This window comes from Pseudoalteromonas sp. MB41 (genome assembly GCF_020966275.1).
Taxonomy (GTDB): domain Bacteria; phylum Pseudomonadota; class Gammaproteobacteria; order Enterobacterales; family Alteromonadaceae; genus Pseudoalteromonas; species Pseudoalteromonas lipolytica.
Genome location: NZ_JAJJZF010000062.1, coordinates 1 through 1,368, shown reverse-complemented (window position 1 = coordinate 1,368; position 1,368 = coordinate 1). Strand labels below are relative to the sequence as shown.

Annotated in this window: 1 protein-coding gene; it reads right to left on the bottom strand. The window is 41.7% G+C overall.

Annotation, left to right across the window (positions count from 1 at the left end; translation table 11 throughout):
- Window positions 1-269: 269 nt before the first annotated feature.
- On the bottom strand, window positions 270-1,292 hold the full coding sequence (locus LPA49_RS22130) for an IS110 family transposase (protein WP_118844996.1): 1,023 nt from the start codon (window positions 1,290-1,292) through the stop codon (window positions 270-272).
- Between the last annotated feature and the right edge of the window lie 76 nt (window positions 1,293-1,368).

Here is a 1,368-nt window from a genome sequence, read left to right as displayed (position 1 = left end):
CGTATATGGACTCCCCCTGTAAGGCAAGAAAATTCAAAGTGTAATTTGATAATAGCAAGTTCACGTATATTCGGCCTTATTGTGGGGAGCTACCCCGAGACCTGAATGGCTTAATCCACTGTATTCAAGGCTCCTTATCGAGGTTAAGGTATCCACGTACCATCGCAACTCTCAGGTTTCACCTTGCGTGCTTGTCATCACATTACATTCGTTTTCTACTTACCTTTACTCGGCTTACTCTAGCAGTGTTATTCACCTTATAGCTGTGACTAAGCTAAATCAGCTCTATAAGGCGTTGCGCTTTTCAGCATGGCTAATGCCATTCGTACTAGTTTATTGGCTACTGCTATCGTGATCTTATTAAAGTGATGTTTGCTTGATAATGCTCTGATCCAGCAACTCAGCTTATCTTGTTTATCGCGTATGTTTGATACCACCGCACGCGCTCCATGTGTGACCAAAGAACGTAGGTACTTATCTCCGCGCTTCGTGATCCCATATAACTTATTCTTTCCTCCTGAACCACTATGACTTGGCACAAGTCCTACCGACGCACTCGCATTGCGACCATATTTATACTCTGAGCCATTACCTAAACGTGCATAAAGAGCACTTGCTGTTATCCACTGAACTCCTGGTAAACTTGTCAGTAATTCACACTCCGGGATAGATTTAGCCAATTCAACTAGCTGCGCTGTCGCATGCTTTATTTTACTATCTAACCGATGAACCTCTTCAAGCAGATCAGCTAAAATGAAACGACTTGCTGGCGTTAATTGATTACCATCATCTTCAAGGATATCTGGTAAACGCTTTTTGAGTGACGTAATACCTTCAGGCAGCTTAACACCGTATTCTGCACCTAAACCACGCGCTCTGTTCGACACCTGTGTTCGCTGTTTTATATACCCTTTGCGAAGCTTAAGTAATGATGCAAGGTCTTGTTGGCTGATTGATTTTACCGCAACAGAATAAATATTTGGCCGTTTAAGTGCCTCATAAATTGCCAAAGCATCATTTGCATCGTTTTTATTACCTGCTCGGTACTTGGCAACTATGTGAGGAGGGATTAACTTAACTTTGTGTCCTTGTCCTTCAAATTTACGACCATAATAGTGAGCGCTGCTACAAGCTTCCATACATATAATCGCTTCTGGATGGTTCACTATAAATGAAAGCATCTTGCGTTCAGTCATTTTCTCATTCGACTTTAAAACACCGAACTTATTAAAGAAAGCGACTTGAAAGACTGTTTTGGCTAAATCAATCGTTATAGTGCTAGACTGTGTCATGGTATGGGCTCCTTTTTGTTTGTCACTTTCACCTTAGTCGATTTTGACAAAGGTGGGGAGTCCATACCATTGAGTT

What these genes read in the sequence shown, in the direction of transcription:
- LPA49_RS22130 (WP_118844996.1), bottom strand. Translation starts at nt 1,292, where the DNA reads ATGACACAGTCTAGCACTATAACGATTGATTTAGCCAAAACAGTCTTT.